Source organism: Bacillus sp. LLTC93 (genome assembly GCF_002993125.1).
Taxonomy (GTDB): Bacteria; Bacillota; Bacilli; order Bacillales; family Bacillaceae; genus Bacillus; species Bacillus zhangzhouensis.
In genome coordinates, this window is record NZ_PVME01000001.1 from 474,324 (window position 1) to 495,161 (window position 20,838).

Annotated in this window: 20 protein-coding genes; 2 read left to right on the forward strand and 18 right to left on the reverse strand. The window is 41.3% G+C overall.

Annotated elements, in window-relative coordinates:
* Positions 1-33 precede the first annotated feature (33 nt).
* From C6W18_RS02525 to C6W18_RS02545, 5 genes are all read right to left on the reverse strand, one after another.
* Positions 34-987 carry an aromatic acid exporter family protein gene (locus C6W18_RS02525; RefSeq protein ID WP_105925767.1) on the reverse strand — a complete coding sequence of 318 codons (954 nt, stop codon included), beginning with the start codon at positions 985-987 and terminating at the stop codon, positions 34-36.
* A gap of 119 nt (positions 988-1,106) precedes the next feature.
* Positions 1,107-1,829, reverse strand: a complete 723-nt coding sequence (gene artM, locus C6W18_RS02530) for an arginine ABC transporter ATP-binding protein ArtM (protein ID WP_034280282.1) — start codon at positions 1,827-1,829, stop codon at positions 1,107-1,109.
* Positions 1,822-2,475, reverse strand: coding sequence for an arginine ABC transporter permease ArtQ (gene artQ / locus C6W18_RS02535; protein WP_008358556.1), 654 nt, complete (start codon positions 2,473-2,475; stop codon positions 1,822-1,824). The genes artM and artQ overlap by 8 nt, the downstream gene beginning before the upstream one ends.
* A gap of 127 nt (positions 2,476-2,602) precedes the next feature.
* The gene (locus C6W18_RS02540) at positions 2,603-3,367 is read right to left on the reverse strand and encodes a transporter substrate-binding domain-containing protein (protein WP_105925769.1); all 765 of its coding nucleotides are present in this window, start codon (positions 3,365-3,367) and stop codon (positions 2,603-2,605) included.
* 195 nt (positions 3,368-3,562) lie between these two features.
* Positions 3,563-4,000, reverse strand: a complete 438-nt coding sequence (locus C6W18_RS02545; protein WP_105925772.1) for a BrxA/BrxB family bacilliredoxin — start codon at positions 3,998-4,000, stop codon at positions 3,563-3,565.
* Positions 4,001-4,169: 169 nt separating this feature from the next.
* Between C6W18_RS02545 and C6W18_RS02550 the strand changes: the two genes are divergently transcribed.
* Entirely contained in the window at positions 4,170-5,063 is an 894-nt protein-coding gene (locus C6W18_RS02550) for a YegS/Rv2252/BmrU family lipid kinase (RefSeq protein ID WP_105925774.1), read from the forward strand.
* A gap of 15 nt (positions 5,064-5,078) precedes the next feature.
* On the opposite strand, the gene C6W18_RS02555 is transcribed toward C6W18_RS02550, so the two are convergent.
* From C6W18_RS02555 to C6W18_RS02595, 9 genes are all read right to left on the reverse strand, one after another.
* The gene (locus tag C6W18_RS02555) at positions 5,079-5,372 is read right to left on the reverse strand and encodes a YesK family protein (protein WP_034319752.1); all 294 of its coding nucleotides are present in this window, start codon (positions 5,370-5,372) and stop codon (positions 5,079-5,081) included.
* Positions 5,373-5,440: 68 nt separating this feature from the next.
* Positions 5,441-6,700, reverse strand: coding sequence for a dihydrolipoamide acetyltransferase family protein (locus C6W18_RS02560; protein WP_105925776.1), 1,260 nt, complete (start codon positions 6,698-6,700; stop codon positions 5,441-5,443).
* An 18-nt stretch (positions 6,701-6,718) separates the two neighbouring features.
* On the reverse strand, positions 6,719-7,702 hold the full coding sequence (locus tag C6W18_RS02565; protein WP_034319747.1) for an alpha-ketoacid dehydrogenase subunit beta: 984 nt from the start codon (positions 7,700-7,702) through the stop codon (positions 6,719-6,721).
* A gap of 12 nt (positions 7,703-7,714) precedes the next feature.
* Positions 7,715-8,707: a thiamine pyrophosphate-dependent dehydrogenase E1 component subunit alpha gene (locus tag C6W18_RS02570; protein WP_034319744.1), complete on the reverse strand. Its 993-nt coding sequence runs from the start codon at positions 8,705-8,707 to the stop codon at positions 7,715-7,717.
* Between the two features lie 17 nt (positions 8,708-8,724).
* Positions 8,725-10,149, reverse strand: a complete 1,425-nt coding sequence (gene lpdA, locus C6W18_RS02575; protein WP_105925778.1) for a dihydrolipoyl dehydrogenase — start codon at positions 10,147-10,149, stop codon at positions 8,725-8,727.
* The gene (gene buk / locus C6W18_RS02580) at positions 10,139-11,260 is read right to left on the reverse strand and encodes a butyrate kinase (RefSeq protein ID WP_034319740.1); all 1,122 of its coding nucleotides are present in this window, start codon (positions 11,258-11,260) and stop codon (positions 10,139-10,141) included. The genes lpdA and buk overlap by 11 nt, the downstream gene beginning before the upstream one ends.
* Positions 11,261-11,294: 34 nt before the next feature.
* Positions 11,295-12,389 (reverse strand): branched-chain amino acid dehydrogenase, encoded by a 1,095-nt coding sequence (gene bcd, locus C6W18_RS02585; RefSeq protein ID WP_034319737.1) that lies wholly within the window; start codon positions 12,387-12,389, stop codon positions 11,295-11,297.
* A 25-nt stretch (positions 12,390-12,414) separates the two neighbouring features.
* Entirely contained in the window at positions 12,415-13,308 is an 894-nt protein-coding gene (gene yqiS, locus C6W18_RS02590) for a phosphate butyryltransferase (protein WP_034319734.1), read from the reverse strand.
* 126 nt (positions 13,309-13,434) lie between these two features.
* Positions 13,435-15,507, reverse strand: coding sequence for a sigma-54 interaction domain-containing protein (locus C6W18_RS02595; RefSeq protein WP_034319731.1), 2,073 nt, complete (start codon positions 15,505-15,507; stop codon positions 13,435-13,437).
* Positions 15,508-15,656: 149 nt separating this feature from the next.
* Here C6W18_RS02595 and C6W18_RS02600 point away from each other — a divergent pair, with 149 nt between their 5' ends.
* Positions 15,657-15,893, forward strand: a complete 237-nt coding sequence (locus C6W18_RS02600) for a DUF2627 domain-containing protein (RefSeq protein WP_105925782.1) — start codon at positions 15,657-15,659, stop codon at positions 15,891-15,893.
* A gap of 34 nt (positions 15,894-15,927) precedes the next feature.
* Here the strand turns inward: C6W18_RS02600 and C6W18_RS02605 are convergent, their stop codons facing one another.
* The 4 genes from C6W18_RS02605 to spoIVB form a co-directional block, all read right to left on the reverse strand.
* Positions 15,928-16,665 (reverse strand): glycerophosphodiester phosphodiesterase, encoded by a 738-nt coding sequence (locus tag C6W18_RS02605; RefSeq protein ID WP_105925784.1) that lies wholly within the window; start codon positions 16,663-16,665, stop codon positions 15,928-15,930.
* Between the two features lie 226 nt (positions 16,666-16,891).
* Entirely contained in the window at positions 16,892-17,992 is a 1,101-nt protein-coding gene (locus C6W18_RS02610) for a response regulator aspartate phosphatase (RefSeq protein ID WP_034319723.1), read from the reverse strand.
* A gap of 446 nt (positions 17,993-18,438) precedes the next feature.
* A complete protein-coding gene (gene spo0A / locus C6W18_RS02620) occupies positions 18,439-19,242 on the reverse strand; it encodes a sporulation transcription factor Spo0A (RefSeq protein ID WP_034319717.1) in 804 nt (267 codons plus the stop codon).
* 285 nt (positions 19,243-19,527) lie between these two features.
* Positions 19,528-20,805: a SpoIVB peptidase gene (spoIVB, locus tag C6W18_RS02625; RefSeq protein WP_034319714.1), complete on the reverse strand. Its 1,278-nt coding sequence runs from the start codon at positions 20,803-20,805 to the stop codon at positions 19,528-19,530.
* Between the last annotated feature and the right edge of the window lie 33 nt (positions 20,806-20,838).

Below are 20,838 nucleotides of genomic sequence, written 5' to 3' on the forward strand. Positions count from 1 at the left end.
AGATTGACCAATGAAGGAGGAACTCATGCGTCTCTATTCTTTCATCCCTTTAAAATAGCTTTTCAACACTAAATATTGTTCCATTTCCCCGAGGAAATGAAAGAGTGCGGCTCTTGCCTCAAATTCTTCTCGTGTTTGCGGAAGCGGGAGAGCTTCGAACTCTTCTTTCATATCAATCAGACGTCTTAAAAACTTATGCGCCGTGTTACCTGGGTGAATATGTTCGCGCAAGTCTCTGATGTATTCTGCAATGATTTGCCCATGCTCTGTTGTAATAGAAATAGACGTAATTTTCGGAAGCACGCGCTCAATGATTTCAAATTGCTTTTGTCTCATGTTGAAATAATGATAATACAGATTTTCATGTCTTAGCACATGGTTTTCAACATCACGATATGCGAGAGCTTTCGCTTCTTTGATCAATTGGTGTGTCTCTGGTATTTCTTTGCCTGTCCAGTCTTGTTTCCCTGTCATTAAGTATTGCTCAATTTCTTCAAAGATTTTTGCAAAATTGGCTTCAATTTGTTCACTGTACCGTTTGAGCTTTTTATCGACACTTGGCATATACAGGTTCATAATGAGCGCTACCCCAACACCAATTGTGATCAGCAGCAGCTCATTCCAGATGAGATGAAGAGTAATCCCCCCAGACATGTACAAATGAAGAATGATGACAGAGCTTGTGACAATCCCTTCTTTGATTCGGAGCAAAACGGTTGTCGGAATAAAGACGAGCAGCATTAGTCCAATAACGAAAGGATGATAACCAATCAGATCGAAAAATAAATAAGAAAACAAGATGGCGAGACTGCATGCTGCAAACCGAGCCCCTGATGCTAAGAGTGACCTTTTTTTCGTCACCTGAATGCACAGGATTGTAATAATCCCGGCAGCTGAATAATTTTGCAAGCCAAGCATTTGTGCAATATAGATGGCTATAGCTGTTCCTAATGCTGTTTTCAGCGTTCGGTAGCCGATTTTAAACATGATGTAATTCACTCTTTTCTGTCTTGTTTCCATTCACTTTTGTGAAATGATGAACTTTTTTTACTTTCCCCATTATAATCAAAAAAAGAAGAAGATGTTAAGTCTCCTTCTTTTTTTCTTTATAATATTTTTTGTAAAAAGTCTTGCGCACGCTGTGAAGACGGCGATTCAAAAAATTGAACAGGATTCGCATCTTCTACAATTTTCCCGTCATCCATAAAGATCACACGGTCAGCCACTTCTTTTGCAAAGCCCATTTCATGTGTGACGATCACGAGCGTCATCCCCGATTGAGCCAGCTCTTTCATGACCTCTAATACTTCCTTCACCATTTCAGGATCAAGTGCAGAAGTTGGTTCGTCAAACAGCATAATGTCTGGTGTCATTGCAAGCGCACGTGCAATCGCCACACGCTGCTTTTGACCACCGGACAAACGGTTCGGGAAATCATCTTTTTTCTCTAAAAGCCCTACCTTTTTTAACAGGTCTTCGGCTTGTTTGATGCTGTCTTCTTTCGATTGATTCTTCACATTCATTGGCGCATACGTAATATTTTCTAGCACGGTTTTATGCGGGAACAGGTGGAAATGCTGAAACACCATTCCAATGTTCTCACGTACTTTTAGTGCATTGGTTTTTGGATTTGTGATTTCCGTATCCTTAATCGTAATGACACCGGAAGTCGGCTTTTCAAGTAAGTTGATGCAGCGAAGAAACGTCGATTTTCCTGAACCAGATGGTCCAATGACCGCGACAACTTCCCCTTCTTTAATGGTAGTGTCGATTCCTTTTAGTACTTCATTTTTGCCAAAAGATTTTGTGAGCTTCTCTATTTTAATCATTAGATTTTAACTTCCTTTCCACCGATTTGCCGACAAAGGTGAGAACAAGCACGATGACATAATAGATGAGACCCGCAAAAATAAGCGGTTCGAGATAATTATACGTAACGGCACCTGCTTGGTAGGCTCGTCTCATCACATCGCCCAGTCCAATGACTGTAACAATCGCTGATTCTTTTGTCAGTGTAATCGTTTCGTTCACAAGTGCAGGTGAAATATTTTTGAATGCTTGTGGAAGCAATAAGTCCTTCATCATTTTAGCATAAGGGATGCCTAAAGCAACGGCCGCTTCTTTTTGACCTTTATCAATGGCATTAATACCAGCACGAATAATTTCAGATACGTATGCCGCCGAGTTGAGTGAAAATGCCGCTACAGCAGCCCAGTATTGGTCGATTTGAAAGCCGAGAAGCTGAGGCAGACCAAAATAGATAATTAGAAGCTGAAGCACAAGCGGTGTGCCTCGGAAGATTGACGTATAAAAATCTGCAAGCCAAATGAGCGGCTTAAACACACTAATTTTACAGAGCGTTAATAAAATCCCTAAGATAAAACCAAGGAAAAGTGACACCACTACAATAGAAAGCGTGACCTTAAGACCTTCTAAAATAAAGGGCATCTGAGGTATTACATCTTTAAAATCCATCATTATATTCTCCTTTTTTTGCCTTCATACGAAATCAAAGAATAAACAGGAAAAAAGTTCAACACGTGTTGAACTTTTCAGCGCTTACTACTTGATTTTCATGAATGACGCTGATCCTTTTCCTGCATTATTTTTCATCAGCAAACCATTTTTTAATCAATTGATCAAGTTCGCCATTATCCTTCATTTCTTTTAAAGATTTATTGAATTTCGCTGTTAAGTCGCTATTTTTTTTGAATGCAATGGCTGAACCTTCGTTTGAGCTATTCAATCCAAATGCTTGGAATTCTTTTTCCTTTTCTAAGTAACCAGCAGCCACTTTATCTTCAATAATCGCTGCATCAAAGCGGCCGGCTTTGATCTCTTGAATGATATCAGAGATTTTATTACGATCTTCAACTGTTAGGTTATATTTCTTTTGCAAACCGTTTGCTTCATCCTGTTGAATAGAACCTAATTGAACGCCAACTGTTTTGTCTTTTAAATCTTTCTCTGCTTTGATTCCGCTAGATTTCTTTGATACAACCAAGTTTTCAGCATTGTAATAGACATCAGAGAAATCAACTTGTTTTTTACGTTTTTCTGTAGGTGTCATTCCTGCAAGGACAATATCAGCTTTGTTTGTTTTAAGTGCTGATACAAGGCTTGCAAAGTCCATATCTTGAATTTCTATCTTGTAGCCGTTCTTTTTCGCTAGTGCTGTTGCAAGATCTACATCGAAACCGACAACTTTATCGCCATCTTTTGATTCAAATGGCGGATAATCTGCTGATGTCGCCATAATGAGTGTTTTGTCATCTCCTGATGCGTTTGAATTATTAGAAGAAGTTCCGCATGCTGCTAGGGCAGCTGCAAGACCAGCCGTCATAAGTAATAATAACCACTTTTTCATATGATGATGCCTCCCAGTATTTAAAATCATGTGTAAATTTGAATATTTATTCACTATAATGTATTTTAAACACTTTCTTTTTAAGATGCAATAGTATTTTGCTAAAATTATTTCGATACAATTGTCTTATAAAACAAAAAACAGACCGGCCAAAAGACCGGGCTGCTTCATATTTATTCATTCAAAAGGTACATTTTATATTTCTTCGCAATGCACATCGAAAGCGGCTTGAAGTTTTGACACAACTTCCATTGGTTCGTGTCCCTCAATTTCATGACGCTCTACCATTTTGATGATCTTACCATCTTTTAGTAGTGCAAATGATGGTGAAGACGGCGGGAAGCCTTCAAAGTATTCACGTGCTCTTGCCGTTGCCTCTTTGTCCTGTCCAGCAAACACTGTTAGCAATTGATCTGGACGCTTATCGTAATGAACAGAATAACCAGCAGCTGGTCTTGCAATACCGCCAGCGCAACCGCACACTGAATTCACCATAACAAGTGCCGTGCCTTTTTTAGTCAGTGCTTCGTCTACTTCTTCAGCTGTTGTCAGTTCATTGTAGCCTGCCTGCTTGATCTCTTCTCTCGCTTGTTTCACAATATCATTCATAAATAAATTAAAATCAATATTCATATCCGTTCACTCCTTCTACGTACCAACACCATTTTAACTCCATCATATCAAGGAAAACGCCTGCGGGCAAATGTGTTGTCTTTTCCCTCTTCACTTTTTTCAAACATCGTTTATGAGCTGTCAAATTGGGGAAAAGTGATGATAAAGAGATGAAAGGGAGAACTGCGTGATGGCACAATTCAAAAAAGCGATGCTAATTTATAATGGAAATGCTGGACAAAAAAACATGGAAAAAACACTAGGTCAAACAGTGCCTCTTCTTTCTCTACATATCGATGAACTCATCCTTAAACCAACAAAGCAGCCAAATGATGCCTATCATTTCTGCCGTGCGATAGATGAGACAGTTGAATTGCTCATTATATTAGGTGGAGATGGTACCGTGCATGAATGCATGAACGGAATTGGCGGTTTAGCAAAAAGGCCGGCTGTAGCGATATTACCTGGCGGGACATGCAATGACTTTTCTAGAACGCTTGGCATTCCTCAACAAATGCAAAAAGCTGCTCAAATGATTGTAGACGGCGCCCGAAAAAAGGTCGACTTAATCAAAGCAGAAGATCGATACCTTTTAAATTTCTGGGGGATCGGGCTCATTGCAGACACCTCCAATAATATTAATGACAAGGAAAAAGCCGTACTCGGCAAAATCAGCTACTTCACAAGCGCCATTAGAACCCTGCAGCAAACAGATCCTTTTCACGTACGCATTGAAACCGAAGAGGAAAACTGGGAAGAGGAAGCTGTGATCGTACTTGTGATGAACGGACAATTTATCGGTACAAATAAAATTGATTTGCCAAATGCAGCAATTGATGATGGAAAAGCCGAAATTTTAATTTGTAGAAATACTAGTTTCTCTGCTTTAAAAGAGATATTTTCAATGAACCGGGAAGAGCTAGAGGATTTTACCGGTGATCTGTCTCTCATCCAATCGTCCCGTGTTCATATCCACACAAAAGAGGAAATGGATGCAGATACAGACGGTGAAGTATACATGACAGCCCCCTCTTCCCTCGAAGTATTAAAGCAACATGTGACCTTTATTGTTCCAGCACAATAAAGAAAGCGCCCGAGATCATTTAGATTCGGGCGTTTTTTTAATATAGCGTCTGTATAAATATTCAAGTGCATACCCAAGCAGAGTGCCTAAAAGAAGTGAAATGCCTAAAAAGCTATTTGCTGCTCCTTTAAATCCACCTATAAATAGCAAGCAGTACGCAATTTGAATGATTGAAACGATGGATATGATGAGTAGTAATCTTTTAGGTTGATTGCGTGATTTCGAAATATACCGAAGAAAAGCGAACGCAATCGCTGTGATAAACATGAGGCCAATCGTTAGAAAAGCAAAAAAATCTAGTCCGGACATATCATCGCTCCTTTCTCATTGATATGGAAATCCCCCTCTCATGATCGGGAGGGGGAAATTAAAGTGGCTTAATAAACAGATGTCTGCTCGTCGATGCCTTCAAGGATTTGTTTAATTCTTTGAAGGAATCTGCCGCACACAAGACCATCTAGTACTCTGTGATCCAATGAGAGACAAAGGTTCACCATGTCTCTTGCCGCAATCATTCCACCCACAATCATTGGACGCTTCACGATCGATTCTACTTGTAAAATGGCCGCTTGCGGGTAATTAATGATCCCCATTGATTGTATTGAACCAAATGACCCCGTATTATTTACGGTGAAGGTGCCGCCTTCCATGTCACTTTGCTTCAGCGTTCCTTGTCTTACCTTGGAAGCAAGCTCATGAATTTCTTTGGCGATACCCTTAATGGTCTTTTCATCAGCATCCTTAATCACTGGAACAAAAAGAGCGTCATCTGTAGCGACAGCAATCGAAACATTGATTGCTTTCTTTTGAACAATTTTATCTCCAGCCCACATGCTGTTCATTTCAGGGAATTCCTTTAATGCTTGAGCCACTGCTTTGACAAAGAATGCAAAGAACGTCAAATTAAAGCCTTCTTTTGCTTTAAATTGATCCTTTAGCTGATTTCTTCTTGTCACAAGGTTTGTCACATCGACTTCCATCATCGTCCATGCATGTGGAATTTCATGTTTGCTTCTCAGCATATTTGCTGCAATCGCCTGCCGGATCGGCGTGACTGGCAGCTCGACATCACCAGGCATTGAAGAGATGGAAGGCGCATCTTTCGCTTTTGATGACGGCGCACGATTCGTTTGAACCTCACCTTCACTTACAGGTGCTGCCTTCTCTTTTATGCCTCCACCCTCGATGAGCTGAAGCAAATCTTTTCTTGTGATTCGGCCGCCTGCTCCTGTTCCTTGAACAGCCGCTAAATCAATCCCATGCTCATCTGCTAAACGAAGGACTGCTGGAGAGTATCGTTTCTTTTGACTTTGATCCGCTTTTGCTTGATCAGGAGCGGATGCTTCGTTTTGTTCAGGTGCCGCTTCTTCTTCTTTTGCACTCTGCTGCGTGCTGCCTTCTACTTCAATTTCACAAAAAACTTCTCCTACTTGAAGTGTATCGCCTTCCTCAGCCGATAGCTTTGTAATCGTTCCTGTAAAGGATGACGGGACCTCTGCGTTCACTTTATCTGTCATCACTTCCGCAATAGGATCGTATTTATTCACTTGATCGCCAGGTGAAACGAGCCATTTGCTAATGGTTCCTTCTGTTACACTTTCACCTAGCTGAGGCATTTTCATTTGTTCAATTGCCACTTGAAACCCTCCTCTTTCTTAAAACGCCGCTAGCTCTCTCATTTCAGCTTCTACCTTATCCGGATTGACCATGAAGAATTTTTCCATTGTCGGGGCATAAGGCATTGGCGGGATATCAGGTCCTGCTAGACGTTTAATAGGTGCATCTAAATCAAATAAGCAATGCTCCGAAATGATCGCCGCAACCTCACTCATAATGCTTCCCTCTTTTGTATCTTCCGTTAAAAGAAGAACTTTTCCCGTTTTTGATGCCGCTTCAATAATCGCTTCCTGATCAAGCGGGTATACTGTTCGCAAATCGAGAATATGAGCGGAAATTCCGTCTTTTGCAAGGCGGTCTGCTGCTTGCAGCGCAAAATGAACACATAGGCCATATGTAATGACCGTGATATCATCGCCTTCACGTTTCACATCTGCTTTTCCAATAGGAAGTGTATAATCCTCTTCAGGCACTTCTCCTTTAATAAGACGGTATGCACGTTTGTGTTCAAAGAACAATACAGGATCTGGATCACGCACTGCGGCCTTTAAAAGACCTTTTACATCATAAGGTGTAGAAGGCATCACAATCTTTAAGCCAGGTTGATTGGCAAAAATCGCTTCGACCGATTGTGAATGATAAAGTGCTCCATGAACACCGCCGCCATAAGGTGCGCGGATGACCATTGGACAGCTCCAATCATTATTTGAACGGTATCTAATTTTTGCAGCCTCTGAAATGATTTGGTTGATAGCAGGCATAATGAAATCCGCAAATTGCATCTCTGCAATCGGGCGCATTCCATACATCGCTGCCCCAATACCCACACCAGCAATAGCTGATTCTGCAAGTGGTGTATCCATCACGCGCTCTTCTCCAAATTGCTCGTAAAGACCCGCTGTCGCTTTAAATACGCCGCCTTTTTTCCCGACATCCTCTCCGAGCACAAACACTTTCGGATCTCGTTCCATTTCTTCTTTCATCGCCAGTGTAATGGCGTCTATATATGACATAACAGGCATTTTTCTTCCCCCTTACTCCGCATACACGTAACGAAGTGCGCTTTCTGCTTCAGCATAAGCTGCGTTTTCCGCTTCATCAGTGGCTTCGTTTACGATTTGCATGATTTCTTTTGTCATCTCTTCTTTCATTTCAGAAGTCATGACGTTACCTTCGATTAAGTACGTTTCATATTGGATGAGCGGGTCTTTCTTTCTCGCTTCGAGCACTTCTTCTTTTTCTCGATAACTTGAATCATCGTCATCACTAGAATGCGCAGTTAAACGGTAAGAAATAGCTTCAATCAATGTTGGGCCTTCGCCTCTCGCCGCACGATCTCTCGCTTCTTTGACAGCTGCATATACTTCAAGCGGATCATTACCATCTACGGTAATGCCAGGCATTCCGTACCCAATTGCACGATCTGAAATGCGTTCACATGCCACTTGTTTGTCGTATGGAACGGAAATGGCGTACTTATTGTTTTCACACATGAGAATAACAGGCAGCTTATGCACAGCAGCAAAGTTGGCTCCTTCGTGGAAATCACCTTGGTTTGAAGAGCCTTCACCGAACGTGACAAAGCTGACAAAGTTTTTCTTCTCTAAACGTCCAGCAAGTGCGATTCCCACCGCATGAGGAACCTGTGTTGTGACAGGCGATGATCCGGTCACAATTCGGTTTGATTTTTGTCCAAAATGACCCGGCATCTGTCTTCCGCCTGAGTTTGGATCGTCTTTTTTTGCGAAACCAGACATCATTAAATCTTTCGCTGTCATCCCAAATGCCAGCACAATCCCCATATCGCGATAGTAAGGTAATACATAATCTTCTTCTCTATTAAGCGCAAAGGCTGCTCCGACTTGCTGCGCTTCCTGCCCTTGGCAAGAAATCACGAATGGAATTTTCCCAGAACGGTTTAATAGCCACATCCGTTCATCGATTTTTCTTGCTAGTAGCATTGTTTTATATATGTCAATTGCTTGTTCATCTGATAATCCTAATTCCTGATGACGCATGTTACTCATCATGTTTCCCTCCTTGATTAAAAATGGATCGCCTTACCGTCAACAGCAAGTGCTGCCTCGCCAATCGCCTCTGACAAGGTTGGGTGCGGGTGAATCGTTTGCCCCACTTCCCACGGCGTTGCATCAAGTACTTTGGCTAATCCAGCTTCAGATATCATATCTGTTACATGAGGACCAATCATATGAATCCCTAAGATATCATCTGTTTTTTGATCAGCAATGATTTTGACAAATCCATCAGACTCGCCAAATACAAGCGCTTTTCCAATCGCCATGAAAGGGAATTTCCCAATCTTGACTTCATAGCCTTGCTCTTTTGCCGCCTGTTCAGTGAGTCCAACACTAGCGGTTTCTGGGTGAGAGTAAACACATTTAGACACGAGCGTTTCATCGAGCGGCTTTGGTTCTTTTCCAGCCATATGTTCCACAGCAATCATGCCTTCGTGTGAAGCCACATGTGCCAGCTGAAGTCCGCCAATGACATCTCCTATCGCGTAAATATGCGATTCTTTCGTTTGATAATGTTCATTCACGACAATGCCTTGCTTTTCTGTTTGGATCTCCGTATTTTCGAGCCCTATGCCTTCAATATTTGGTACTCGGCCGACTGAAAGAAGGAGTTTTTCCGCTTCAAACGACTGAATGTCTCCGTCCTTTTCCGCTTGAATCTTGACGAAATTCTCTTGCTTTTCTACCGTATCTGGCAATACCTTCGCATTTGTAACAAAGGTGATGCCTTTTTTTGATAAAAGCTTTTCCATTTCTTTAGAAATGTCTTGATCTTCTGTTGGCAAAATGCGATCCGCAAACTCGATCACAGTGACTTTCACGCCAAAATCATTCAGCATGGATGCCCATTCAATTCCGATCACCCCGCCACCGACAATCAGCATCGACTGAGGCAGCTCTTGCAGTTCAAGCGCATCATCTGATGTGAGGATGTGCATTCCATCTGCTTCAAGTCCAGGCAACACGCGCGGTCTTGAACCCGTCGCAATGATGACCTGCTTTGGAATCAGCATTTCATTTTCATCCCCATTCGCCATTTCTACTGAGATGGTTCCTGGCATTGGCGAAAAGATAGATGGGCCAAGTATACGACCAAGCCCTTCGTATACATCAATTTTTCCTTGTTTCATTAAGTGTTTGACGCCGCCTGCTAGTTTTTCTACAATCTCTGCTTTTCTTTTTTGTACATTTGCAAATTGTAAGGCGATACCACTTGTCTCAATCCCAAAATCGGCCGCACGTTTGACCGTTTGATATACTTCTGCACTTCTGAGCAGCGCTTTAGATGGAATGCAGCCTTTATGAAGACATGTTCCTCCAAGCTGTGATTTTTCTACAACTGCTGTTTTCAATCCAAGCTGTGAGGCACGGATGGCCGCTACATAGCCGCCTGTGCCTCCACCAAGAATGACGAGGTCATATTCAGTTGCCATGACTTGTCACTCCTTTCTTCGTCCTTTGATCATTTGGGTATTCTTTCGGTGACTCTTCTTCTTTTAAAATACGAAGCGCGCCTTCTGCTAAGGATTGCAATTCGTTTTCACCTGGATACACAACGACATCTGAAATCCAGTCAATGTACCCTCTAATACTTGATGTAATTTGTTTGCTGTATGCAAGTCCGCCTGTTAATACAATGACGTCAACTGCTCCTTTTAACACAGCACTAGCTGCACCGATTTCCTTGGCAATTTGATAGCACATCGCTTCATAAATGAGCGCTGCACGCTCATCTCCCGCTTCGATGATGCGCTCTACTTTGACAGCATCTGTCGTGCCGAGATAACCAGCAAGACCACCTTCACCTATAATGCGCTTGAGCATTTCCTCTTGTGTGTATTCACCAGAAAAGCAAAGGTTGACGAGGTCACCTGTTGGAAGTGTACCTGCCCGCTCTGGACTAAAAGGGCCCTCGCCATGAAGTCCATTATTGACATCAATGACCTTTCCTTTTTCATGTACACCAATTGTGATACCGCCGCCCATATGCGTAATAATCATGTTCAAATCTTCATAACGCTTTCCAAAAGAAGCGGCTGTTTTTCTTGCGACCGCTTTTTGATTTAAGGCATGAAAAATGCTTTTTCGCTCAATCGTTGGCAGCCCTGAAATGCGAGCAATCGGCTTTAGTTCATCCACTACAACTGGATCGACAATAAAAGCTGGGATATTTAGGCCGAGTGCAATTTCTCGTGCAATGATACCACCTAGGTTGGACGCATGCTGTCCGGCATACCCTGCTTTTAGGTCCTCAACCATTTGCTCATTTACTTCATAAGTGCCTCCTTCAATTGGGCGAAGAAGACCGCCGCGGGCACAAACTGCATCAAATTTCGAGATATTCATCCCCTGTTCATGCAGTGTTTTCAGAATTGTTTCTTTGCGAAATGAAAATTGATCAATGATATGAGGAAACTGCTTTAATTCCTCATCTGTATGTCTTAGTGTTGTTTCAAAGATGGATCGTTCATTATGAAACACACCGATTTTTGTTGAAGTAGAGCCAGGATTAATCGTGAGAATACGCCATTCTTTTGTCAGCAAAAACAAAACCTCCGTTTCAACTCATTCTTCAAAATTAGCGACGACTTAAAATATGTTGACCATTTTGTAAGAATTGACTTCTTGATTTGCGCATTCTTTCAATTCGCTCTTCAGCCAATCGGTCTGCCGCTTTATAGGTTGGAATGGCATCACGGTTTGAAATTTCAATGACACGCTCAATATTTTGGTAAATGCCTTCGACTTTTTTCATTGCACGATCGGCATTATAACCGTAAAGCTCATCAGCAACGTTAATGACACCGCCTGCATTGATGACATAATCAGGTGCATATACAATGCCCATTTCATGAATAAGATCCCCATGATGCGTTTCTCTTAGCTGGTTATTCGCCGCACCTGCAATGACTTTTGCCTTTAGTTTAGGAATCGTCATATCGTTAATGGTTGCACCAAGTGCACACGGCGCATAAATATCACATTCTTGATCATAAATATCGTCAGGGTCTACAGCTTTTGCACCGAAGTCTTCTACCGCTCGCTGAACAGAATCTTTGTTGATATCTGTAACAATCAGCTGTGCGCCTTCTTCGTGTAGGTGTTTACACAGATTGTAGGCCACATTCCCAACACCTTGGACAGCAATCGTTTTTCCTTCTAATGAATCCGTCCCGAAAGCAGCTTTTGCAGCTGCTTTCATCCCTTTGTATACACCGTAAGCTGTAACAGGAGATGGGTTCCCGGAAGAACCAAATGCAGGAGAGATGCCTGTAACAAAGTCTGTTTCTTCATGGATAAGATCCATATCTTCTACAGTTGTACCGACATCTTCAGCTGTGATATAGCGGCCATTCAGCCCTTGAATGTAACGTCCAAAAGCACGGAACATTTCTTCATTCTTGTCTTTTCTCGGATCACCGATGATGACCGTTTTCCCGCCGCCAAGGTTAAGCCCTGCTGCCGCATTTTTATAAGTCATCCCTCTTGCTAGACGCAAAGCATCTTCGATGGCTGCTTCTTCGTTTTCATACGTCCACATTCTCGTTCCGCCTAGTGCTGGCCCAAGTGTTGTATCATGAATGGCAATAATGGCTTTTAAGCCAGATTGCTCATCCTGACAAAATACAAGCTGTTCATAATCGTATCGTTCCATATATTTAAAAAGTTCCATTGTCTATTCCTCCTAATACTTCCGCTTAATTTGATGTACAGATGGCAAGTGCAATTGAATAGAGTTTACTTTCGGCTGAATCAGACCGGCTTGTTAAAGCTATTGGCGCCTTCGCTCCTGCCACCACAGCCCCTACCTTTGCATGTGCAAAGTAAATGAGCGATTTATATAAGATGTTGCCTGCTTCAATTGTTGGCACAAGCAAAATATCTGCATGGCCAGCTACATCACTCGTAATATTTTTATGAGAAGCCGCCGTTTGAGAAATGGCATTATCTAAAGCAAGTGGCCCATCAACGAGGCAGCCAGAAATTTGACCTCTTCGATTCATTTGGGCAAGACTTGCAGCAGCCAGCGTCGAATCCATTGCTGGGTTCACTACCTCTACCGCAGATAAGACTGCAACCTTTGGCATGTCGTTTCCGACAGCATGTGCTACTTGAACGGAATTGATCGTAATTTCTTTCAGCATATTTAAATCCGGCGCGATGTTCATCGCAGAATCTGTTACATAGATAAAACGGTCGAAGCCTGGCACTTCGAAGGCCGCGACATGTGATAGGACACTCGCTGTTCGAAGTCCGTATTCTTTATTCAGTACCGCTTTTAAAAGGACGGCTGTCGGGACATTCCCCTTCATCAAAATATCTGCATGCTTCTCACTTACTGCCTGTACGGCAATTTTGGCAGATTCTTCGGGTGAATCAGAATGAATAATATCTATCCAGTCTTCATTGATCTCATGCTGTTTGACTCGCTCCTTCAGGTTGCGTTTGTCCCCAACTAGCAGGAAACGTGCGACCTTTCGTTCAATTGCCATATTGATGGCATGAAGCACTTCTTCATCCTCTGCATGAGCCACAGCCGCTGTTTTATTCTGCAACTGTGAGGCTTTGATAATCAGATCGTCTAGCTTCATACATGCCCACCTTTCCTTGTGCTCGGTTCATCTTTTCTTTATGCAAGTTCCGTGCCAACTTGAAACGCGAGGAAAATGGACCATTTCCCGATCAATCCGTGCATTTTTTTGCAGGCAACATGCATGTTATTGCATGCTATCTTTTGCAAGTTGATATTTATCCATTTTATAGTAAAGGTTCCGAATGCTGATCCCTAACGTTTTCGCTGTTTTGGTACGATTGAATTGATGCTTTTCAAGGGTTTGTTTGATTAGCTGCGCTTCAAATGCTTCAACGGCATCCGAAAGCGTCTCCCCCTCAAATTGGCTTACAGCAAGTTCCTGCTGCTCTTTTTCTTCATGTTCTTCTGACTCCATGAACGCAATATGCCCTTCATCAATCCATTCTTCTTGCGGATTCAAAAAGATCATGGCTCGTCCAAGCACATTTTCAAGCTCTCTCACGTTGCCAGGCCAGCTGTATGAGCGAAGTCTATTGAGTGCATTTTCTGTTAAACCACTCACATTCCGTCCATAGTCTAAATTGATCTTCTGGATGAGACGTTTGCTTAATGAGTCAATATCTTCAAGACGCTGCCTAAGCGGCGGGATGGAGATCGGGTATCTGTTCATCCGATAATATAAATCCTCTCTGAACTTCCCTTCCGCCATCGCTTTTTCAATATTGACGTTTGTTGCCGTGATCACACGGACATCCACCGGTATGGCTTTTGTTCCGCCTACTCTCACAATTTCTTTCTCCTGCATGACGCGAAGTAATTTCGCTTGTGTACTTGGGGTCATTTCACCAATCTCGTCTAAAAAGATGCTGCCGTGATTCGCTTCTTCAAACAGCCCTTTTTTCCCGCCGCGCCTTGCACCAGAAAACGCTCCTTCCTCGTAACCAAAAAGCTCTGACTCTAAAAGGGTCTCCGATAAGGCCGCACAGTTAACCCGTACGAAGCGATTATATTTCCGGTCACTTTCATTGTGAATGGCGTGTGCAAACAGCTCTTTCCCAGTACCTGATTCTCCTCGGAGTAAAATGGTAGCCGGTGTTTTTGCACCTAGCTTTGCCTGCTCAAGTGCCACAAGCATTTGCTCACTTTCTCCAATAATGTCTTCAAACGTGTACTTTGCCTCAAGGGTTCGGATGAGCTGTCTTGCTTTATTCAATTCATTCGTGAGTGATTGGATTTCTGATACGTCATGAATGACGCCAACACTGCCTTTTAGAATGCCATCAACGATGACTGGCGCTACGTTGACGATCACATCCTTTTTATTTGGCCCGACTTTCATTCTGACGCCTCGAACCGGTCTTCTTGTTTCAAGAACCTTCAAGTGCATGCTTTCACCTTCAGAAATATCTGCACCAGCTGGTTTACCCACAACCTCTTTGTCCGTTAAACCGGTCATTTTCGTATAAGCACGGTTAATTAAGATCCCTTTTCCTTGCTCATCTACAACCGATATGGCTTCATCTGATGATTGAATGATAGCCTCAAGCATTGTTCGCACTTCTTTGAGGTTCGTGACTTCCTCCGCAAGCTCCACAGCATCTGTAATATCTTTAAAGATAGACAAAGCGCCGAGCATTCTCCCTGCGTCATCAATAATTGGCAAGCGCGTTGTGACAATTTGTATTTGCTGATTCAGAAATTGTTTTTGATTAAATTCTGGCTCTCTCGATCTTAAAATGTAAGGAAGTTTCGTGTTTGGAATCACTTCTCGTATGTGACGGCCAATCGCATCTTTTTGCGATCGTCCAACCATTTTGGCAGCCGATCGATTAAATAGGACCACTTCTTCATCCATATTAATAAAAATCATGCCATCGTTCGTTGCATTAAAAATGCGGTCATGTTTATAGGTTTGTTCCTTTAACATTTGAATAAGCTGCTGTTTTTCTGACATTAATTCTGATATGACGTACGCCATTGAACTTGGAACAATGACAGCATGCTCTGGTTTTTTTTCAATCAGTTCCTTTAACACAGCAGAACGGCCTGTTGTTTCAATGATGATATCAATGTCATCTTTTATGTATTCTTTCCAATCCGTTGTCGTATCAATTCCATTCTTTTTCGCTTCTACCATCCCCGGTGCCTCAAGATCAAGGTCGGCGATCGCAACGATTTGAATCATATTTGTTTTCAGCAATGTTTCAAGCAATGCTGATCCACCCTGTCCCGCACCGACAATCAAGACTCTCTGCATCCCGTTACCCCTTTATATGAAAAAATTTGCACACCATAATTTTCCGTTGCAAAAAATTGCACAACTCTTATATTACCACGTTTTCCTTTCTTGACAAAATATTTTTTGAATTAGACAATGGAAGTAAATGACGATTAAGGGGACATTTGATGGGGAGAATACTTGCATTAGTCATTATTTTAATACCTGGCGCCTTTGCAGCACTTGGAATTAAGCTGCTTCGTGACACTGTTTTTGGCATCATCATTGCACCATTTCCATTTTTATGGCTGCAAGGAATTGCAGGGTTGTTATTTTTAGGGGGAGGTCTTTATGTTGTAGCTGGGTTTATTTTATATAGAGACCGTAAACGCAATAAGGTGACTGCTCGCTTTAGGCAAAGATAAGCATGAAAAAAGACCTGCTGATGATTGCAGGTCTTTATTTCATTTCTTCTCTTATTTTCACGGCTCGATCAGGAAAATCAGTGAAAATACCATCAACACCTAAGGAGAACATTTTTTGCATCTGCTTCTCACTGTTTACTGTAAACGGCCTAATCACTTGATGAGCCGCACGGAGTGCTGATACGACCTCTTTTGTTACCCCAGCACCCTTTATATTTGGATGGTATCCACTTGCAGGGATTGTTTTTAAGTACATCTCTGGCTGATGAATCACATCCATTGTAAGTACCGCAAGTTCAATTTGCGGCATCAGCTTGTGAAAAAGAGCTAAACTGCCGTGATGAAAGGATGAGACAAGTACACGATCCTCAATTTGAAAATGTTCAATTTGCTCTTTTACTTTCTCTTCGATACCTGGATATCGATAAATGGAGTTTTTCAGTTCAATATTGATGATGAATGATGATTGCTGCGCAACTAGTTCCAATACTTCTTCTAAAAGGGGAATGGACACAGCACCTGTTTCTTCATAGAAAGAATGACTCGCATCTCCTGCTTTTAACTCTTCATATGTATGGTCTTTCACTAAGCCTTTCATATTCGTCGTTCGGTTCAGCTTCTCATCGTGAATGACAGCCAGTTTGCCGTCTTTGGTCAGCTGAACATCAAGCTCAATACCGTCAGCTCCAGAATGGAGTGCATGCTCAAAGGCTATCATGGTGTTTTCAGGATAGATTCCTTTAAAGCCTCTGTGTGCAAAAATTTTCGTCATATGTCACCTCTAAATATGATGCTTATCTTCATTATGACGGGTTTTTTTCAGTTTTTCCAGTTTGGGCACATAAAAAAACCTCTTCTTTTAAGTGCGAAGAGGTTGAAAGATAAATTCGATCACGTAATCGCTCTGATGGCTTGCTCTGTCATCTCTGCGTCGAGAGCAAAAAGGGAAGAAACAACTGCGACTGCTGTAACGACTGTTACACCTAACAACAACTTTTTCATAAGATAACCTCCACTTTCTTTTGAAGTATTTGTGCATCGAATTTCTTTTCAAGAAAACGAATGGCATTTTGATAGTCATTTCGTTCCTTGAAGTATTTCGATATTTGTTCAGACAAATCCTCAAGCTCTACATATAATCTATTTTTTTCTATGTAGTCTAATTTTTCAGAGAATACGTCTGCTGCTCCACTATTTTCGCACATCAAATCTAAAATTTCAAATTTTACTATATATTCATTATTTTGGATATCGCAGCTATACTGAATTCCCTCTTTGATATATTCTTTCGCCTCTTGATCTCCTAGATGAACTAAGGCATTGGCCAGAACATATAAAGATTGGATGTAATAATGACTATTGTCGCGGTGAATTTGAATGCCCATTCCTTTTTTGGCATATTGTGCGCTTTTTTCATAATCAGGCTTTGCATAATAAAGGACTGCTAAATTGTGATAGCATTTCCCAATCAGCACTTCATTGTTCATACGTTTACTTTTTTCAAGTGCCTCTTGATATTTATCCTCTGCTTCATCAAATTGGAACAAATCAATACAATTGCTGGCATGTAAAATTAAGCTGTCAATCGCTTGAGCTGTATATTCTTCATGCGCTTTGAACGTATCGATGGCTTTTTTAATATGATTAATGGAAATGAAATTTTGTTTCAATTCGTAATAGATAGAAGCAACCTTATGGTGAAAAGTTCCCACTTCCAAATCTTCATTCACGCGTTTTAGGCGCTGTTCTGCAATTTTGTAAAAACTAATGGCTTCATCATACTTCTTTACATATGCGGCGTATTGGCCTTTGTAAAAGTAAAAATAAAAATTAATAATGTCATCTGCTTTCTCATCCAGCGTTCCGACAGTTTTCATAATTTGATTGGCTTTTTCAATATTTCCAAGTAACATTTCATGCCTGCCGTCAACAAGCTGATAATAAAGGAGAACTTCGCGGTCTTCATCTGTATTTTTTAGCAAATTCTGAATTTTCTCTTTATAGATAGCAGATTTTTCTAGGTCATTCTGAGAAATGACCCTCGTCCACTTGCTAATTTCGTTCGCTACCTCAGCAGAGTGGATTTTCAGCTTTCCCATAACCTCACCCTCTTCTTTTCATTATTATAGCATAGTAAAAGAATGTGAAAATTATTAAATTCGACAATGGGAATATTCAGTTCAAATGGCACAATCTCTAAGAAGCCAGTGACTTTAAAACGCCAACCAATCAGGTCAATAGAAATAGAACTTTCGATCTCATTTGCTTTATTTACCAATTACATAAGACCTTTTCCTCTCATCCTTTTTCTTACGAATGAGCGTTTTCTTCTTCTACATCGATTGATTGGCGTAGCTGATTACCACTAATTTATGTCTTATCGAATTCTTTCATGCTTTATTTTTCATTTTATTCTGAAAATAAAGTAACCCATTTGTCTAATTTAAACATTAAGATGATTTTATCAACACAACCATATTTTGACAATCTTTTTTAAAAATAAAAAAACGCCTCAATGAAGAAACGTTTTTTCATCTAAAATGAACTAGCTAGCTCTATGCTCTAAACGCAGACGGTCAGCCACCATGGCAATAAATTCTGAATTGGTCGGTTTGGCTTTTGACATGCTGACTGTGTAACCAAAGAGTGATGAAATGGAATCGATGTTTCCTCTGCTCCAGGCGACTTCAATGGCATGACGAATTGCTCGTTCCACCCTGCTGGCAGTCGTGTTAAATTTCTTCGCAATGTCTGGATATAATACTTTTGTGATGCTTCCGAGAAGCTCAATATCATTGTACACCATAGAAATCGCTTCTCTTAAGTATAAATATCCTTTAATATGAGCTGGCACTCCAATTTCATGAATAATTGTCGTAATGCTCGCATCTAAGTTTTTACGTTTCGGTTCAGGTTTGTTACGAAGAACACTGTTTTGGATAGATGAAGATCGATGGGTAACTTGTGTGCCGTTTCCACTGACTTGACGAATATGACCTACTAGGTTTTCCATATCAAATGGCTTTAAAATGAAATAGGATGCGCCCAAATCGACTGCTTTTTTCGTGACATCTTCTTGTCCGAATGCCGTTAGCATAATCACACTTGGCTGTTTGGTCATATCAGAGTTTTCACGGAGTCGTTCCAGTACAGCAAGACCATCTAAATGAGGCATAATAATATCTAAGAGGAGAACGTCGGGCTCTTTATCTTTAAATAATGTCAGACATTCCTGACCATTATACGCCACGCCAAGTACTTCCATATCTTCCTGTCCCTCAATATACTCTGTCAAAAGGCCAACAAGCTCTCGGTTATCATCAGCTACACACACTTTAATTTTCTCCACGTTCTTTCCTCCCCAATGTCGATTCCTTTAGTCTTTTGCATTTCTCTTCTGAGTGTTCAATTCGACAAAACCATGCTATCCCCTTTAAAAAACTTTAATTTTCCGAATAATAGAGCATTATCTAGCTTTTTCTACGTTTTTCTTAACGAATCGACGATTATTGCAATTTGACAACATACTATTTTCCATTTTGTCGAAAAATCTCTTTTTCCTTATTTTATAACATGATGGCAGAGAAAGAAAGGGGAGAAAAAAACTGCCGGAAGATTCACGGCAGTTTCATGATCAGCTTGCTTTTTTGTTTTTTTGATACAGATCGATTCCTGCTTCTGACAGCATCCATTCAATGTGTACGCCATATCCGCTTGTCGGGTCATTAACGAATACGTGTGTGACCGCTCCAATGACTTTGCCATTTTGGATGATGGGGCTTCCGCTCATTCCTTGAACAATTCCACCCGTTTTGCTTAATAATCGTTCATCTGTTATCTTTAGCACCATCCCTTTTGTGGCTGGGAATTTCTGCGGTGTTGTGCTGACGATTTTAATATCAAACTTCTCCACTTTATCATGGTCCACAACGGTTAATATCTCTGCTGGACCTTCTTTTACTTCATTTGATAAAGCGACTGGAAGAGGTTTGTCCGCTACATGATTTTCGAGCTTTTCGGTTAATGTACCAAATATACCGAATGGACTGTTGCGCGAGATATCACCTATCGTTTTTCGCTCGGAAGAAAATCTCGCCAGTTTTTCTCCAGGATTGCCTCCTGTGCCTTTTTCGATCGATGTTACGGTTGATCTGACAATTTCACCATTGTCGACAACGATTGGTTTTTTTGTATCCATGTCAGAAATCACATGCCCAAGGGCACCATATTTTTTAGAAGATGGTTCAAAGAAGGTCATCGTTCCGATTCCTGCTGCGGAATCACGAATGTAAAGACCAATTCGATAGGTGCCTTCACTTGCATCTTTTGCGGGTGTTAATGTTGTTTGAAAGGTTTTATGATCTCTCTTTATGAGTAAATGAAGTGTTTCACCCGTTTTTCCTGCTTTCTGGATAAATGGGGTGAGGTCATTCATTTTCTCCATCTTTTGACCATTTATTTCAATGATCATATCCCCTGATTGAATGCCTGCGGCTTCACCTGGTGATTTTTTGCCGTCTGCCGTTGTGATTTGATGAAAACCTACAACGAGAACTCCGACAGAGTGGAGCTTGACGCCAATGGATTGTCCTCCAGGAATGACTTTTAATTCAGGGAGAACATCGACTTTTGTTTTCTTAATAGGAAATCCTTTAAAATCATAAACAATTTCGGCTTTCCCCGCCTTTTGTCCAGTTACTTCAAGCTGATTCTTTTTCTCTGAAAGACTAAAGGCTGGTGAAGAAGTATTGGCTGACGCTTCAATCGATGTCTCAATTGAGTGCTTCTCTTTTTCAAATACAGCAACGTTTGTTGGAATGCTGATATATTCCTTCACTATGCTCATAAACCCTGTACTTATTAAAGAAACAAGGAGAATAACACCAATGGCTTTTCTCATCTTTTCGGGCATTCATTTTTCACTCTCCTCGCTCCTTACCCACAC

What these genes read in the sequence shown, in the direction of transcription:
- C6W18_RS02525 (WP_105925767.1), bottom strand. Translation starts at nt 987, where the DNA reads ATGTTTAAAATCGGCTACCGAACGCTGAAAACAGCATTAGGAACAGCT.
- artM (WP_034280282.1), bottom strand. Translation starts at nt 1,829, where the DNA reads ATGATTAAAATAGAGAAGCTCACAAAATCTTTTGGCAAAAATGAAGTA.
- artQ (WP_008358556.1), bottom strand. Translation starts at nt 2,475, where the DNA reads ATGGATTTTAAAGATGTAATACCTCAGATGCCCTTTATTTTAGAAGGT.
- C6W18_RS02540 (WP_105925769.1), bottom strand. Translation starts at nt 3,367, where the DNA reads ATGAAAAAGTGGTTATTATTACTTATGACGGCTGGTCTTGCAGCTGCC.
- C6W18_RS02545 (WP_105925772.1), bottom strand. Translation starts at nt 4,000, where the DNA reads ATGAATATTGATTTTAATTTATTTATGAATGATATTGTGAAACAAGCG.
- C6W18_RS02550 (WP_105925774.1), top strand. Translation starts at nt 4,170, where the DNA reads ATGGCACAATTCAAAAAAGCGATGCTAATTTATAATGGAAATGCTGGA.
- C6W18_RS02555 (WP_034319752.1), bottom strand. Translation starts at nt 5,372, where the DNA reads ATGTCCGGACTAGATTTTTTTGCTTTTCTAACGATTGGCCTCATGTTT.
- C6W18_RS02565 (WP_034319747.1), bottom strand. Translation starts at nt 7,702, where the DNA reads ATGCCTGTTATGTCATATATAGACGCCATTACACTGGCGATGAAAGAA.
- C6W18_RS02570 (WP_034319744.1), bottom strand. Translation starts at nt 8,707, where the DNA reads ATGAGTAACATGCGTCATCAGGAATTAGGATTATCAGATGAACAAGCA.
- lpdA (WP_105925778.1), bottom strand. Translation starts at nt 10,149, where the DNA reads ATGGCAACTGAATATGACCTCGTCATTCTTGGTGGAGGCACAGGCGGC.
- bcd (WP_034319737.1), bottom strand. Translation starts at nt 12,389, where the DNA reads ATGGAACTTTTTAAATATATGGAACGATACGATTATGAACAGCTTGTA.
- yqiS (WP_034319734.1), bottom strand. Translation starts at nt 13,308, where the DNA reads ATGAAGCTAGACGATCTGATTATCAAAGCCTCACAGTTGCAGAATAAA.
- C6W18_RS02595 (WP_034319731.1), bottom strand. Translation starts at nt 15,507, where the DNA reads ATGCAGAGAGTCTTGATTGTCGGTGCGGGACAGGGTGGATCAGCATTG.
- C6W18_RS02600 (WP_105925782.1), top strand. Translation starts at nt 15,657, where the DNA reads ATGGGGAGAATACTTGCATTAGTCATTATTTTAATACCTGGCGCCTTT.
- C6W18_RS02605 (WP_105925784.1), bottom strand. Translation starts at nt 16,665, where the DNA reads ATGACGAAAATTTTTGCACACAGAGGCTTTAAAGGAATCTATCCTGAA.
- C6W18_RS02610 (WP_034319723.1), bottom strand. Translation starts at nt 17,992, where the DNA reads ATGGGAAAGCTGAAAATCCACTCTGCTGAGGTAGCGAACGAAATTAGC.
- spoIVB (WP_034319714.1), bottom strand. Translation starts at nt 20,805, where the DNA reads ATGCCCGAAAAGATGAGAAAAGCCATTGGTGTTATTCTCCTTGTTTCT.